Below are 13,325 nucleotides of genomic sequence, written 5' to 3' on the forward strand. Positions count from 1 at the left end.
AAAGAAACATAGAATAAAGCGCCGGATTGATCAGCACCAGCGCTTAAAACAAGAAATTTGCATCTTTAGGGGGCCAGACGATCAATTTTCCACGCGTTATCTTCGCGTTGGTATAAAAAACGATCGTGCAGACGGTTTTCACCGCCCTGCCAGAACTCCATTTGTTCAATACTCACGCGAAAGCCGCCCCAGAAACTGGGCAGAGGAACTTCCCCTTGCTGAAACTTCTGCTTCAGTTCGAGGAATTTGCTTTCGAGAATACCGCGCGCGGAGATTCGACTGGATTGTTTTGAGACCCAGGCGCCAATCTGACTGTCGCGTGGGCGACTGTGGAAGTATTTCACCACTTCGAGTGTGGAAAGACGCTCTGCCTTGCCGATCACCATCACCTGCCGTTCCAGCGTATGCCAGGGAAATAAAAGGCTGATGCGTGGATTTTTCTCGATCTGATGCGCCTTACGGCTACCAAGGTTGGTATAGAACACCAGCCCTTTGTCATCATAATGTTTGAGTAACACGATACGCTGATACGGCTGACCATTTTCATCGACGGTCGCAACGACCATTGCGGTGGGATCGGCCAGTTTGGCATCACAGGCTTGCCCCAGCCAGCGCTCAAACAGCGCAAGGGGTTCGGCGGGAAGATCGCGGCGGCGAAGACCGCCTTTCGTGTATTCACGGCGCAGATGCGCAATTTGCTGCAATTCGTCGTTATCAGACATGATGTTGGGCTACGGATTGTCAGTGGGTGACGCTATTGTGCGCCGCCCAGGTGAAAATCTCAACGCTTCGGGTTCTGTAACTGACAGTTATTTAGCACAATTCTGTCTCGTTTATAGACCGTTGCCTCGTCGCCTTTAGACCAAAATACGTAGATACCATCGGTATAACGTGCACCTGATGCCGACACGCCCTGTTTGAGGTTCAATAGCTGATTATCATAAACAAAGCTTGCCGTCTGGCGGGTATTGTTCAGCTTCACGGTCAGCGGTTTTTCGTCGCAGCGGTATTCAAGCGTATCCGTTTGCATACGCTCGACAAATTGGTTGTACACACTACAACCGCTAAGCAGTACGGGCAGACACACTAACAACAGTTTTTTCATAGCCATATCCTGAAGACTTTCCTGGTCCTGGAGGGTAATGGCACCCTCCCTAATATCCTTAGTTTACCGGCACACCGCGCTGAATAATTTCAGTTAACTCTGAGTTCGTGGATTGGCAGGATAAATTGCCCCTAAAACACTCGGCTCTGACGCCCCAGTCACAGACGGTAAATTTCCCGGTAATCCGGCCAGCGTTCGCCACGCCAGCCAGGCAAAGGCTAACGCTTCCATATCATCACCGCTGATCCCGGCTTCATCAGTAGAGGTAACCTCTGTACCCGGTAATAATGCCGCCAGACGCATCATCAGCAGTGGATTACGGCTCCCTCCACCGCAAACCATGAGTCGATCACAGCCGCCGCTTAACAAGACCTGCTCTGAAATGGTTACTGCCGTCAGTTCGGCAAGCGTCGCCTGTACATCTCGTGGGCTAATTCCCGGAAACTGCGCCAGATGACGCTCTATCCAGCCGTAATTAAAATACTCACGGCCGGTACTTTTCGGCGCAGGCGCGGAAAAATAAGGGTCGTTAAGCATATTCTGCAGCAACGGCAGGATCACCGTTCCTGAAATGGCCCACTGCGCATCTTTGTCGTAGGGCTGGCCACATTGCCGCCAGATCCATGCATCCATCAGCATATTGCCCGGACCGGTGTCGTATCCGCGAACGGGTTGTTGCGGAATAAGCAGAGACAGATTGGCAATTCCGCCGATGTTTAACACCATTCGCCGTTCCGTTGGATGTGCCAGAAGTGCCTGGTGAAACGCGGGAACGAGCGGTGCACCCTGCCCGCCGAGGGCGATATCACGTCGACGAAAATCGCCGACTACGGTTATCCCGGTACGCGCGACAATCTGGTTGTTATCACCAATTTGCAGCGTGTGCGGCGCAGCACCGTTCGGTTCATGCCACACGGTTTGCCCGTGGCAACCAATCGCAACGATATCCTGCGGTTTCAATTTTTCTTGCGCCAACAGCGCATTCACCGCCTCAGCAAATAGATAACCGAGCTGTGCATCTAACTGACCAAACTGAGAAAGTGTAAGCTGCTGCCCCTGGCAGATATCCAGAATCGCTTGTTTAACATGAATGGGGATGGGCCAGGTCAGACTCGCCTGCTGCGCAACCATCGTTTCATCTATTGTCGCCAGCACAACATCGACGCCATCAAGGCTGGTTCCAGACATTACACCGATAAAACGGCCCGATTTCATAGGTCATCCTTTTAAGCAAATTAGCCTTGACACTCAACCATAAAGTGTCGACTAATGCCATGCTTCCTTAATGATTTTTGGTGGCTAATCATTACAATGATCGTTTAATTACATCAATTACATGAATGATTCGTTTATACTCGGTTGATCCGATTTCGGTTAAGATATTCATATTGTTCCAGTAGAACATGTGACCTTAGGCTCACAAATGCCATATAATTTAGCCATGAAGGGTGCTTTATTAGCGTTTCGTGGTGACAAAGGAGATTTGTAAATGATTAAACGTGTGCTGATTGTTTCATTAATGGGCGTATCTTTAGCGGGTTGCGTTAACAATGACAGCCTTTCAGGCGACGTATATACCGCATCCGAAGCGAAACAAGTTCAGAACGTTACCTACGGTACGATTGTTCATGTTCGTCCGGTGCAAATCCAGGGTGGCGATGACGCAAACGTGATTGGTGCTATTGGTGGTGCGGTACTCGGCGGGTTCCTTGGTAACACCGTCGGCGGCGGTACGGGTCGTTCATTAGCGACGGCTGCAGGTGCAGTTGCCGGTGGCGTAGCGGGTCAAGGCGTACAAGGTGCGATGAATAAAACCCAGGGTGTGGAACTGGAAATCCGTAAGGATGATGGTAATACCATCATGGTGGTTCAGAAACAGGGTGCGACCAAGTTTTCAGCCGGCCAGCGCGTTGTTATGGCTAACAACGGCAGCCAGGTTACCGTGTCGCCACGCTAATCGAATTCACGTGTGGTCAGGCTCTGGCCACACGTAACTTATCGTTTCAACCTTGTGACTGCAGTTCAATAATATTGTGTTCGAGTTTGGCAACCAGCTTAATCAGCAGATCAATTTCCTCAGCTGAAATCCCTTCCAGAATTTCTCCACGTGTTTTGTTGATCACCGCTTCCATATCAGCGATCAGCGGCTCAGCCTTCTCTGTCAGTTTAATTCTCTTAGCTCGACGATCGCTGGCGCAAGTCTGTCGTGAAATGAGTCCCTTTTCTTCCAACTGGTCAAGCGTACGTACCAGCGAAGGCTGCTCGATGCCAATCGCTTTAGCCAACTGAATCTGCGATTGATCCGGCGGCAACTGATGAATGTTGTGCAGCGTAACCCAATGCGTCTGCGTCAACTCCAGAGGTTTCAGGCGATGGTCAATCAGAGCACGCCAAATGCGCACCAACCGTGCCAGATCAGAACCTAATGGCGATTCCAATTTCATCTCCTTATAATTAGCTTGCTAAGTTATTGTGCTGATTTTAGAATAGTGTGCAGCATTTGTATTCCCAAAACAAATGTATTGCCAAATTTGCTTACCGGCTGACATTTTTTCAGACATTATGCGTTACGGAGACTCATTGTCTCTTTTTTGCTAAACCTATAGCAATGCTCTCTTCCGCCAAGGATTTTGCCCGTGAAGTTTATGTTTAATGCAACAGGATTGCCCCTACAAGATTTAATGATCGGCGCATCTGTCTACTTCCCTCCTGTTTTCAAGGCGATTGTAGCAGGATTTATTCTCTGGCTGGTTGTTCATCGCCTGCTGCGCGACTGGATTTACTCCGGCGAAATCTGGCATCCCCTGCTAATGGATCTATCACTCTTTACGCTTTGCGTATGTCTGGCCTTTGTTATGCTGATAGCGTGGTGATTATGTCGCTTAAAACCGTTAAATACTTCTCAACTATTATAGTCGCTGCAATCGCAGTTTTCGCCGGATGGTGGATGTGGAATTACTATATGCAATCGCCCTGGACACGTGATGGCAAAGTACGCGCTGAGCAGGTCAGCATCACGCCGCAGGTGTCAGGCAGCATTAGCGAACTCTATATAAAAGATAACCAGTTTGTGAATAAAGGCGATGTCCTTTTTGTTATCGACAAGACGCCATTTCACATTGCTGAACTGAATGCGCAAGCGCAACTGGCAAAAGCGCAGTCTGACCTGGCGAAAGCCAATAACGAAGCCAACCGCCGCCGTCATTTATCGCAAAATTACATCTCAGCCGAGGATCTGGATACCGCAAATCTCAACGTGAAAGCCATGCAGGCAAGCGTTGAAGCGGCTGAGGCCAGTTTGCGCCAGGCCCAGTGGCAACTGACGCAAACGGTGGTCAAAGCCCCCGTGGCGGGTTGGGTCACAAACCTGTCTACCCGTACCGGTGATTACGCCTCAACCGGTAAGCCCCTGTTTGCCCTTGTCGACAGTCACTCTTTTTATGTGATGGGATATTTTGAAGAAACCAAATTGCGCCATATTCGAGAAGGCGCACCTGCGACGATTACACTCTACAGCGGCAATGTAAAGTTACAGGGTCACGTTTCCAGTATTGGCCGTGCCATCTACGATCAAAGTGTGGAAAGTGATTCCGGCCTGATTCCCGACATCAAACCCAACGTGCCGTGGGTGCGTCTGGCGCAGCGTGTCCCGGTACGCATCGAATTCGACGCCCTGCCGCGGGAGGTCACGCTGGTGTCAGGTACAACCTGCAGCGTATCCATCGGCCAGCGTAAATGAAACTGCCCCGCCTGACACCAGGCAATTTGCCGTGGTTTAAAGCCACGGCGGCACAGTGGCGTTATGCGCTGCGTAACACCATTGCGATGTGCCTGGCGTTAACTTTTGCTTATTATCTGAATCTGGATGAGCCCTACTGGGCGATGACCTCTGCGGCGGTGGTTAGTTTTCCCACCGTTGGCGGGGTTATCAGCAAAAGTCTGGGTCGCGTGGCGGGTAGCCTACTGGGAGCCACCGCCGCACTGATTATTGCCGGTCATACTCTCAATGAGCCGTGGCTGTTTTTGCTGAGCATGTCAGTGTGGATCGGTTTTTGTACCTGGGCATGCGCGCACTTCACCAATAACGTTGCCTACGCCTTTCAACTGGCGGGTTATACGGCGGCGATCATTGCGTTTCCCATGGTCAATACCGTGGAAATTACGCAGTTATGGGATATCGCGCAGGCACGCGTGTGTGAAGTCATCGTCGGTATCCTGTGTGGCGGCGTGATGATGATGATCCTGCCCAGCACCTCCGATGGCACCACGTTACTGACTGCATTGAAAAACATGCATTCACGTTTACTGGAACATGCCAGCCTACTCTGGCAACCAGAAACCACGGATGCCATTCGCACAGCCCATGAAGGTGTTATCGGGCAGATTCTGACCATGAACCTGCTGCGTATTCAGGCTTTCTGGAGTCATTACCGCTTTCGTCGCCAGAATGCTTTGCTCAATTCGCTGTTGCACCAGCAGTTACGGATGACCAGCGTGATTTCCAGTCTGCGCAGGATGCTGCTGAACTGGCCTAATCCCCCGTCCAACACCCGGGAAATCATTGAGCAGTTGCTCAGCGAACTAATAAAATCCAATGCGAATAGCTACACCGTCGCACGTATAATTGCCCCACTGCGGCCCGTCGATGCCCGCGACTATCGACACGTCGCCTTCTGGCAACGACTGCGTTATTTTTGTCGGCTCTACCTGCGCAGCAGTCATTATCTGCATTTACTGGAAAATGGTGTTACCGCCGAGCGTATTAATATCGCCCGCACGCCGGGACTTGCCCGTCATACCGATAATGCGGAAGCTATCTGGAGCGGGTTGCGTACGTTCTGCACTTTGATGCTTATCGGCGCATGGAGCATTGGTGCACAATGGGAATCAGGCTCTGGCGCACTCACGCTCGCTGCGATCAGTAGTGTGCTGTATTCCGCCGTTGCCACACCGTTCAAGTCGCTTTCTTTGCTGATGCGTACGCTGGTTCTACTGTCGCTATTTAGCTTTGTGGTTAAGTTTGGCCTGATGGTGCAAATTTCCGACCTCTGGCAGTTTATTCTCTTTCTCTTCCCGCTACTCGCCACCATGCAACTGTTGAAGCTACAAATGCCTGCCCTGGCAGGTCTTTGGGGGCAGTTGATTGTATTTATGGGTTCGTTTATCGCGGTGACCAATCCGCCGGTATATGATTTTGCTGATTTCCTGAATGACAATATGGCGAAAATCACCGGCGTGGCGCTGTCATGGCTGGCCTTCGCCATTCTGCGCCCCGGATCGGATGCACGGAAAAGTCGCCGCCATATTCGCGCCCTGCGCCGGGATTTTGTCGATCAGCTCAGCCGACATCCATCACTCAGTGAAAACGAATTTGAATCGCTGACCTATCATCACGTCAGCCAGCTCAGCAACAGTCAGGATGCGCTGGCGCGACGCTGGTTATTACGTTGGGGGGTCGTTTTACTGAACTGCTCGCACGTGGTGTGGCAACTGCGCACCTGGGAGGCGCGTTCCGATCCGCTGGCTCGCGTCAGGGACGTGTGTATCTCGCTGCTGCGCGATGTAATGAGCGAACGTGGCGTCCAGCAACGACCACTTAATGCCACGCTGAATGAGCTACAGCGCATCTGCGATACGCTTGCCCACCATCATCAACCCGCTGCGCAGGAACTGTCGGCACTGGTCTGGCGACTACACTGCTCGCTTTCACAACTCGAACAGGCGCCGCCGCCGGGTACTCTCAGTCGTTGATTATTTGATAACACCACAGGCGTAGCGCGCTCCTCCACCGCCAAGCGGTTTCGGTTGATCGGACATATTATCGCCGCCCACATGGATCATCAGCGCTTTACCTTTAACCTCATCGAGCGTTTTAAGCCGCGGCGCAACGACCGGCGTTGTGGCGTTACCGTCGTTATTCACCACCAATAGCGGCAGGTCGCCCATATGACCTGCGCCTTCCGGGCCTTCATGTTTACCGGTTTGGTGCGGATCATAATGGCCACCAGCCGATTCTGCGGCTGAGGCTTTCCCTTCTTTAATCGCGGGTTGGCAGCTGCCGTTCATATGCACATGGAAGCCATGTTCACCTGGCGGCAACGCTTTCAGATCGGGCGTAAACTCCAGCCCCTTTGCGGTTTCAGCAATAGTGACCGTACCAATCGCCTGGCCGACGCCTTGCGACGTGACCAGATTCATCGTCACTTTTTCTTCATTGGCAGCCTGCGCACCTGCACAGGCGAGTAGAGTGATGATGGCCAAACTCAAACGCTTCATAAGACCTCCGTCCAAAAGGTGTCTGATTGTTAAGTGTAAACCAGTGACACAATTTTGAACGGAGATGCGCCAAAAACGCGATTAGGGTACGTCGTAACCCAGCGCCGCTTTACGAATGCGGAACCATTGCTGGCGAGACATGTTCAGCGACTCAGACTCAATGGCAGCACGTACACGCTCTATTTTTCCTGAGCCAATAATCGGCAGCGGCTGAGACGGCAGACGTAAAATCCAGGCGTATACCACCTGTTCAATAGACTGCGCATTCAACTCTTCTGCGATCACGGCAAGCTCATTACGTAAAGGCTGGAAAGCATCATCATTAAACAGGCGACCACCGCCGAGACAGGACCAGGCCATCGGGCGAATGCGCAGTTGTTGCAGTTGATCTAAAGTACCATCCAACAGGAGCGGCTGATGTACTGGTGAAATTTCTACCTGGTTGGTCGCCAGAGTAAACGGCAGACGCGATTGCAGCAATGAGAACTGTGCCGGGGTGAAGTTGGAGACGCCAAAGTGACGCACTTTGCCACTATGGTGCAATTTTTTAAAAGCGTCGGCGACATCGTCAGCATCCATAAGCGGATCGGGACGGTGGATCAGCAGCAGATCAATATGATCGGTCGCCAGCAGCTTCAGCGACTCTTCCGCACTGGCAATAATATGTGCACTGTCGGTGATGTAGTGGCCCAGCGCATTTTCCGCGCGCGCCGTCGTCGCGATCCCGCATTTGGTCACAATCTGCATTTTTTCACGCAAATGCGGAGCCAGTTTCATTGCCTCACCAAACGCCGCTTCACACTGGTATCCACCGTAAATATCGGCGTGATCGACGGTGGTCACGCCAAGATCCAGATGCTCTTCAATAAAGCTGACAAGCTGGCGCGCGGACATATTCCAGTCCATCAGGCGCCAGTACCCCATCACAAAGCGAGAAAATTCCGGGCCTTGCGGCGCAATAGTAATACGCTGAACCATAGCAGCTTCCTTTTAAGTGAATGTGCCTCGAGTATACGCAATTACGCTTTTAAAAGAGTGAAGGTTGTTGCGGTTCTTCCGAAGGGTTGGCTTTGTTTGCACGTAATTTACGCATCAGGCGCTGACGACAAAGCCGCAGCACTTCCTGCTTTTGGGTATCGCTCATCTTTTGCCAGTTAAAACGCTCATCCCGACTGCGAAAACAGCCACGGCAAAAGCCGCGTTCGTCAGACTGACATATTCCACGGCATGGGCTCTGGACGGGGAAAAACTCCAGCTGTTCGGCCACATCCCCTCCTTTAATAAGATTGATATACCTATTGAAGACGTTAACTGAATTTCTCGCAAGCGCTATTGCATTAGACCGACTGGTCTATTACACTCCTTCCCATGAACAAAATCACTGAACACGATACACGCGAACATCTGCTGGCGACTGGCGAACTGCTGTGTATGCAGCGCGGCTTCACCGGCATGGGGTTAAGCGAACTACTGAAAACCGCTGAAGTACCCAAAGGTTCGTTTTATCATTACTTTCGCTCTAAAGAAGCGTTCGGTGTCGCGATGCTGGAACGCCACTATGCGGCCTATCATCGGCGACTGGCTACGCACTTTGATACGGGAGCGGGAAACTACCGCGATCGCATTCTGGCCTACTATCAGGAAACCCTGAACCAGTTTAGCCAGCACGGCATTATTAGCGGCTGTTTAACTGTAAAACTGTCTGCCGAAGTGTGCGATCTGTCAGAAGATATGCGCACAGCGATGGATAAAGGCGCGCGGCACATTATTGTGCTGTTAGCGCAGGCGCTGGAGAAAGGTCAGGCCAGCCATTGTCTGTCTTTTGTTGGCGAGCCGTTACAGCAGGCGCAGGTACTGTATGCGCTGTGGCTTGGCGCCAACCTGCAGGCCAAGATTTCTCGTAGCGCCACTCCGCTGGAAAATGCGCTGGCGCACGTTAAAAACATCATCACAACGCCTGCCGTTTAACAGGCGTTTTTATTTTCTTCATTACTAGACGACCGGTCTATTCAGGAGTACCACATGTCATCTGAAAAACTGTTTTCCCCACTGAAAGTGGGTGCCATTACGGCAGCAAACCGCGTATTTATGGCGCCACTGACGCGTCTGCGCAGTATTGAGCCTGGCGACATCCCTACTCCGCTGATGGCCGAGTATTACCGTCAACGCGCCAGCGCGGGTCTTATCATCAGCGAAGCGACGCAGATTTCCGCACAGGCGAAAGGCTATGCCGGAGCACCCGGCTTACACAGCGAAGCGCAAATTGCCGCATGGAAGAAAATCACTACTGCCGTACACGCTGAGCAAGGTCATATTGCTGTCCAGTTGTGGCACACTGGACGCATCTCTCACGCCAGTCTGCAGCCAAACGGTCAAGCTCCAGTTGCACCTTCCGCGATTAGCGCTGGAACCCGCACCTCGCTGCGCGATGAAAACGGCCTGGCAACGCGTGCCGATACCTCAATGCCGCGTGCGCTGGAAACCGAAGAGATTCCGGGCATCGTTAATGACTTCCGTCAGGCGATAGCCAATGCGCGCGAAGCGGGTTTCGATATGGTTGAACTGCACTCTGCCCACGGCTACCTGCTGCACCAGTTCCTGTCGCCAACGTCTAACCAGCGTACTGATCAATACGGTGGCAGCGTCGAAAATCGTGCGCGTCTGGTACTGGAAGTGGTTGATGCCGGAATTAAAGAATGGGGTGCCGATCGCATTGGTATTCGCGTCTCCCCGATTGGCACTTTCCAGAACGTAGACAATGGTCCAAACGAAGAAGCCGATGCGCTGTATCTGATTGAACAATTGGGCAAGCGCGGAATCGCTTACCTGCACATGTCTGAGCCGGACTGGGCCGGTGGCGAGCCGTATTCCGATGCGTTCCGCGAAAAAGTTCGCGCGCGCTTCCACGGCCCTATCATTGGTGCTGGTGCTTACACCCCAGAAAAAGCAGAAGCGCTGATCGAGAAAGGTCTGATCGACGCCGTTGCTTTTGGTCGCGCCTATATTGCTAACCCGGATCTGGTGGCGCGTCTGCAACGAAAAGCAGAACTGAATCCGCAACGTGCCGAGAGTTTCTACGGCGGCGGCGCGGAAGGTTACACCGACTATCCTACCCTCTAACGTCACAATCTCCGTTCTGCCATTGATAGCGGCGTAACAACGCCGCTATACTAAAACAACATTTTGAATGTATTAGCCATTTTCGAAGGGGAAAAAGATGCGTTTACTCCATACCATGCTGCGCGTGGGTGACCTGCAGCGTTCCATCGAGTTTTATACCAACGTGCTGGGCATGAAGCTGCTGCGTACCAGCGAAAACCCTGAATACAAGTACTCTCTGGCTTTTGTCGGCTACGGTCCTGAAACCAGTGAAGCAGTAATCGAACTGACCTATAACTGGGGTGTCGACAAGTATGATCTGGGTACTGCCTATGGCCATATCGCCCTGAGCGTAGACAACGCGGCTGAAGCCTGTGAACGTATTCGCCAGAATGGCGGTAACGTAACGCGTGAAGCAGGTCCAGTAAAAGGCGGCACCACAGTGATTGCGTTCGTTGAAGATCCGGACGGCTACAAAATTGAGCTGATCGAAGAGAAAGACGCCGGGCGCGGCCTGGGCGATTAATCTCCCCCTCGGGCGCAGATCGTCTGTGCCCATAGTTTTATACTCATCATTTTGCCATAATACGCGCTGCAATTTTCCCGTATTAAGAGACCCAGATGTCCGATAACGCTCAACTTTCCGGTCTGTGTGACCGTTTTCGTGGTTTTTATCCTGTCGTCATTGATGTCGAAACCGCAGGGTTCAATGCCAAAACCGATGCGCTGCTTGAGATTGCCGCCATCACACTGAAAATGGATGAACAAGGCTGGCTGATGCCGGACACGACGTTACATTTCCACGTAGAGCCGTTTGAAGGTGCCAATTTGCAACCGGAAGCGCTCGCCTTTAACGGTATTGACCCTAACAATCCGCTACGCGGTGCGGTCAGCGAATATGATGCTCTGCATGCCATCTTCAAAATGGTGCGTAAAGGAATTAAAGACAGCGGCTGCAATCGGGCGATCATGGTGGCGCATAACGCTACGTTCGACCACAGTTTCATGATGGCTGCAGCAGAACGCGCCTCGCTCAAACGTAATCCGTTCCACCCATTTGTAACCTTTGATACGGCGGCATTAAGCGGTCTGTCTCTGGGGCAGACTGTGTTGTCAAAAGCGTGCCTGGCGGCGGGAATGGAGTTTGACGGGAATCAGGCGCACTCGGCGCTGTATGACACCGAACGCACGGCCGTGCTGTTTTGCGAAATCGTTAACCGCTGGAAACGTCTCGGCGGTTGGCCTCTTCCCGTGCCTGAAGAAGCGTAACGGCGACATAAAAAAAGCGACCATTTCAGGTCGCTTTTTTACTTCTGCTGGTATTACTCAGCGTCCGGCTCTTCGGTTTTGTATTTCGCTGCTGTTTCTTTAATCAGCTGCTGCAACTCACCGCGCTGGTACATTTCGATCAGAATGTCACAACCGCCAACCAGCTCACCATCAACCCACAGCTGTGGGAAAGTTGGCCAGTTTGCGTATTTCGGCAGTTCGGCGCGAATATCCGGGTTCTGCAGAATATCAACATAAGCAAAGCGTTCACCACAGGCTGACAGCGCCTGCACAGCCTGTGCGGAGAAACCGCAGCTTGGCAGTTTAGGGGAACCTTTCATGTACAGGAGAATCGGGTTTTCAGCGATCTGGCGCTGGATTTTTTCGATAGTGGTGCTCATTATCTTGCTTCCTTAAACTTCTTTTACGGCAGTAGTCTGACATTGTAACGGGTCAGACAGGCAACGGAAAATAACATTTTCATTACGCGTTATTATTTTATCCCCTGACGCTAAAAGTTGCATTCACAATCTCACTTATCCCCTTTAAACATGTGGATTTGATTATCTGTTCACCAATTCTATCTCTATTTGCTGTTTTTTTTTGCGGTCGGTTACGAAACGCAGTTTTAAACTAAAAAAGCTATTAACTTTCCCTCTTTCTATAGATTAGAATCGTCAAGTTTTGAAAATCACACGCAGGCACGATAGACCTGCCTTACCAGAGGACTGCTCAGTGGCGCGGATAAACCGAATCTCGATCACGCTCTGTGCTTTACTTTTTACTACACTGCCCTTTACGCCTATGGCTCATGCTTCCAAGCAGGCCAGGACGACACCTACCAATTCTCACACCATCAAAACGGTAGATAAAAAGAAAAGCGCAACAACCAGCCAAAAAACAACAAAGACCAGTAAGAAAACGGCGACAAAAACCACCAGCAAAACCAGCACCAAAACCGCTTCCTCTTCTAAAAAACGCACTGCCACTCCGGCAAAGTCGACTAAAACTGCAAATCGCCGTGGTAAAACTGCCGCAGCACAAACCGCAGCCGTTACCTGGACGGAAAAATGCACACCGCGCAAAGGTCATAAACCACGCTGCGTGAAGGTGAAAACCACTGCACCGACTACGCTTGCTGACGCACATAAAGTGAAAGTACAGAAAGCGACTAAAACCGCTATGTCCACCTTGATGAACCAAATCGGCAAACCTTATCGTTGGGGCGGCTCCTCGCCAAGAACCGGGTTTGACTGCAGCGGTCTGGTTTATTACGCCTATAAAGATCTGGTGAAGTTCCGCATTCCGCGTACCGCGAATGAAATGTACCATCTGCGTGATGCCGCACCAATTGAACGTGGCGAACTGAAAAATGGTGATCTGGTATTCTTTCGTACCCAGGGTCGCGGAACAGCCGATCACGTCGGCGTCTACGTCGGCAACGGTAAGTTTATTCAGTCACCGCGCAGCGGGCAGGAAATTCAAATCACCTCTCTGAGCGAAGATTACTGGCAGCGCCACTATGTGGGCGCTCGTCGGGTAATGACGCCAAAAACAATTCGCTAAAAACTTACCC

General features: G+C 51.6%; 16 protein-coding genes and 1 pseudogene. 9 read left to right on the forward strand and 8 right to left on the reverse strand.

Going from position 1 to position 13,325, the window contains the following annotated elements; translation table 11 throughout:
- Positions 1-65: 65 nt before the first annotated feature.
- The 3 genes from pdxH to anmK form a co-directional block, all read right to left on the reverse strand.
- A complete protein-coding gene (gene pdxH / locus OGX83_RS07165) occupies positions 66-722 on the reverse strand; it encodes a pyridoxamine 5'-phosphate oxidase (RefSeq protein ID WP_003029169.1) in 657 nt (218 codons plus the stop codon).
- A 59-nt stretch (positions 723-781) separates the two neighbouring features.
- The gene (gene mliC / locus OGX83_RS07170; RefSeq protein ID WP_003029170.1) at positions 782-1,111 is read right to left on the reverse strand and encodes a C-type lysozyme inhibitor; all 330 of its coding nucleotides are present in this window, start codon (positions 1,109-1,111) and stop codon (positions 782-784) included.
- Positions 1,112-1,198: 87 nt separating this feature from the next.
- The gene (gene anmK / locus OGX83_RS07175; RefSeq protein ID WP_008784673.1) at positions 1,199-2,320 is read right to left on the reverse strand and encodes an anhydro-N-acetylmuramic acid kinase; all 1,122 of its coding nucleotides are present in this window, start codon (positions 2,318-2,320) and stop codon (positions 1,199-1,201) included.
- Between the two features lie 274 nt (positions 2,321-2,594).
- Between anmK and slyB the strand changes: the two genes are divergently transcribed.
- Positions 2,595-3,062, forward strand: a complete 468-nt coding sequence (slyB, locus tag OGX83_RS07180; RefSeq protein ID WP_003029175.1) for an outer membrane lipoprotein SlyB — start codon at positions 2,595-2,597, stop codon at positions 3,060-3,062.
- Positions 3,063-3,108: 46 nt separating this feature from the next.
- Here slyB and slyA read toward each other — a convergent pair whose 3' ends face one another.
- Entirely contained in the window at positions 3,109-3,549 is a 441-nt protein-coding gene (gene slyA, locus OGX83_RS07185; protein WP_008784672.1) for a transcriptional regulator SlyA, read from the reverse strand.
- Positions 3,550-3,741: 192 nt separating this feature from the next.
- Here slyA and OGX83_RS07190 point away from each other — a divergent pair, with 192 nt between their 5' ends.
- The 3 genes and pseudogenes from OGX83_RS07190 (at position 3,742) to OGX83_RS07200 (ending at position 6,881) form a co-directional block, all read left to right on the forward strand.
- On the forward strand, positions 3,742-3,978 hold the full coding sequence (locus OGX83_RS07190) for a DUF1656 domain-containing protein (RefSeq protein ID WP_003029180.1): 237 nt from the start codon (positions 3,742-3,744) through the stop codon (positions 3,976-3,978).
- 2 nt (positions 3,979-3,980) lie between these two features.
- Complete coding sequence (locus OGX83_RS07195) at positions 3,981-4,844, forward strand: efflux RND transporter periplasmic adaptor subunit (protein ID WP_286587670.1); 864 nt, start codon at positions 3,981-3,983, stop codon at positions 4,842-4,844.
- A pseudogene (locus OGX83_RS07200) lies at positions 4,841-6,881 on the forward strand (FUSC family protein). The gene OGX83_RS07195 and the pseudogene OGX83_RS07200 overlap by 4 nt, the downstream one beginning before the upstream one ends.
- On the opposite strand, the gene sodC reads toward OGX83_RS07200, so the two are convergent.
- From sodC to OGX83_RS07215, 3 genes are all read right to left on the reverse strand, one after another.
- Positions 6,857-7,381, reverse strand: a complete 525-nt coding sequence (gene sodC / locus OGX83_RS07205) for a superoxide dismutase [Cu-Zn] SodC (protein ID WP_234095854.1) — start codon at positions 7,379-7,381, stop codon at positions 6,857-6,859. The pseudogene OGX83_RS07200 and the gene sodC sit on opposite strands and share 25 nt — an antisense overlap.
- Positions 7,382-7,462: 81 nt before the next feature.
- Positions 7,463-8,359: an aldo/keto reductase gene (locus tag OGX83_RS07210; protein ID WP_048214269.1), complete on the reverse strand. Its 897-nt coding sequence runs from the start codon at positions 8,357-8,359 to the stop codon at positions 7,463-7,465.
- Positions 8,360-8,408: 49 nt separating this feature from the next.
- Positions 8,409-8,648 (reverse strand): DUF1289 domain-containing protein, encoded by a 240-nt coding sequence (locus tag OGX83_RS07215; protein ID WP_003832768.1) that lies wholly within the window; start codon positions 8,646-8,648, stop codon positions 8,409-8,411.
- Between the two features lie 101 nt (positions 8,649-8,749).
- Between OGX83_RS07215 and OGX83_RS07220 the strand changes: the two genes are divergently transcribed.
- From OGX83_RS07220 to rnt, 4 genes are all read left to right on the forward strand, one after another.
- Complete coding sequence (locus OGX83_RS07220; RefSeq protein ID WP_003832766.1) at positions 8,750-9,349, forward strand: TetR/AcrR family transcriptional regulator; 600 nt, start codon at positions 8,750-8,752, stop codon at positions 9,347-9,349.
- 54 nt (positions 9,350-9,403) lie between these two features.
- On the forward strand, positions 9,404-10,501 hold the full coding sequence (locus tag OGX83_RS07225) for an alkene reductase (RefSeq protein WP_008784667.1): 1,098 nt from the start codon (positions 9,404-9,406) through the stop codon (positions 10,499-10,501).
- A 97-nt stretch (positions 10,502-10,598) separates the two neighbouring features.
- Positions 10,599-11,006 carry a lactoylglutathione lyase gene (gloA, locus tag OGX83_RS07230; protein ID WP_003832762.1) on the forward strand — a complete coding sequence of 136 codons (408 nt, stop codon included), beginning with the start codon at positions 10,599-10,601 and terminating at the stop codon, positions 11,004-11,006.
- A 95-nt stretch (positions 11,007-11,101) separates the two neighbouring features.
- Entirely contained in the window at positions 11,102-11,749 is a 648-nt protein-coding gene (rnt, locus tag OGX83_RS07235; RefSeq protein WP_003029200.1) for a ribonuclease T, read from the forward strand.
- A 53-nt stretch (positions 11,750-11,802) separates the two neighbouring features.
- On the opposite strand, the gene grxD is transcribed toward rnt, so the two are convergent.
- On the reverse strand, positions 11,803-12,150 hold the full coding sequence (gene grxD / locus OGX83_RS07240; protein WP_003832760.1) for a monothiol glutaredoxin 4: 348 nt from the start codon (positions 12,148-12,150) through the stop codon (positions 11,803-11,805).
- A 334-nt stretch (positions 12,151-12,484) separates the two neighbouring features.
- Between grxD and OGX83_RS07245 the strand changes: the two genes are divergently transcribed.
- Entirely contained in the window at positions 12,485-13,315 is an 831-nt protein-coding gene (locus tag OGX83_RS07245) for a C40 family peptidase (protein WP_003832759.1), read from the forward strand.
- Positions 13,316-13,325 lie beyond the last annotated feature (10 nt).

This window comes from Citrobacter sp. Cpo074, assembly GCF_030332745.1.
GTDB classification, from domain to species: domain Bacteria; phylum Pseudomonadota; class Gammaproteobacteria; order Enterobacterales; family Enterobacteriaceae; genus Citrobacter; species Citrobacter portucalensis.

Coding starts and splice junctions, on each gene's coding strand:
- rnt (WP_003029200.1), top strand. CDS start 11,102: ATGTCCGATAACGCTCAACTTTCCGGTCTGTGTGACCGTTTTCGTGGT.
- OGX83_RS07220 (WP_003832766.1), top strand. CDS start 8,750: ATGAACAAAATCACTGAACACGATACACGCGAACATCTGCTGGCGACT.
- slyA (WP_008784672.1), bottom strand. CDS start 3,549: ATGAAATTGGAATCGCCATTAGGTTCTGATCTGGCACGGTTGGTGCGC.
- pdxH (WP_003029169.1), bottom strand. CDS start 722: ATGTCTGATAACGACGAATTGCAGCAAATTGCGCATCTGCGCCGTGAA.
- mliC (WP_003029170.1), bottom strand. CDS start 1,111: ATGGCTATGAAAAAACTGTTGTTAGTGTGTCTGCCCGTACTGCTTAGC.
- slyB (WP_003029175.1), top strand. CDS start 2,595: ATGATTAAACGTGTGCTGATTGTTTCATTAATGGGCGTATCTTTAGCG.
- anmK (WP_008784673.1), bottom strand. CDS start 2,320: ATGAAATCGGGCCGTTTTATCGGTGTAATGTCTGGAACCAGCCTTGAT.
- OGX83_RS07210 (WP_048214269.1), bottom strand. CDS start 8,359: ATGGTTCAGCGTATTACTATTGCGCCGCAAGGCCCGGAATTTTCTCGC.
- grxD (WP_003832760.1), bottom strand. CDS start 12,150: ATGAGCACCACTATCGAAAAAATCCAGCGCCAGATCGCTGAAAACCCG.
- OGX83_RS07225 (WP_008784667.1), top strand. CDS start 9,404: ATGTCATCTGAAAAACTGTTTTCCCCACTGAAAGTGGGTGCCATTACG.
- gloA (WP_003832762.1), top strand. CDS start 10,599: ATGCGTTTACTCCATACCATGCTGCGCGTGGGTGACCTGCAGCGTTCC.
- sodC (WP_234095854.1), bottom strand. CDS start 7,381: ATGAAGCGTTTGAGTTTGGCCATCATCACTCTACTCGCCTGTGCAGGT.
- OGX83_RS07195 (WP_286587670.1), top strand. CDS start 3,981: ATGTCGCTTAAAACCGTTAAATACTTCTCAACTATTATAGTCGCTGCA.